The sequence below is a fragment of the Pseudomonas sp. SB113 genome (assembly GCF_040754745.1).
GTDB lineage: Bacteria > Pseudomonadota > Gammaproteobacteria > Pseudomonadales > Pseudomonadaceae > Aquipseudomonas > Aquipseudomonas grimontii.
On sequence record NZ_JBFMHW010000091.1, the window covers coordinates 1 to 559 of the forward strand.

Here is a 559-nt window from a genome sequence, read left to right on the forward strand (position 1 = left end):
CAGACGCACGATCCGCTCGCCATCAGCGGGCGACAAGCGTTCGCCCGTGTCGGACAGGCCCTCGGAAAGTCGGTCGATCCAGAGCTTGCCGTCGGGGTTGAGCATCACCTCGACGATCGCGGGATCTTCCAGAAACCGGGCGATCGCCGGCCCCAGGGCCGTGCGCAGCATGCGGGCACCGCGAAGGATCGCCTCCGATTTCTGGTGAGTGGTCGCCACGTCGTCCCCGTTCTCTTGCGGGTCCGCGAAGTGCGGCCCTGGATCGGGGATGAGTAGGAGAGGCATAAATTAAGGTCTGACAACAACCAACATGTGGTCGTCGTACTGTGGCGTGCAAATACGTGGAAACGGCGGAGCTTCTATTGATGCTGTCGTTTCACGCAGAACTTTCGGTATCAGCCGTCCCCCCATCACGGAGCTAGCGGCTTGCGGCTAGATCATGGAAACCGTCCTAGCTTCGCCGCAATGACAAATGACATAATCGCGATATTGTCATTTGTCACGGTTTGGACTATACGGAATGGGTTCAAACAACCTGGAGGTCACAATGGCCACTGAG

The 559-nt window shown here is 58.5% G+C and carries 1 pseudogene; it reads right to left on the minus strand.

The features are described 5' to 3' along the window. Positions 1–171: pseudogene (locus AB1462_RS31565) on the minus strand (P-type conjugative transfer ATPase TrbB); the annotation flags it as partial. Between the last annotated feature and the right edge of the window lie 388 nt (positions 172–559).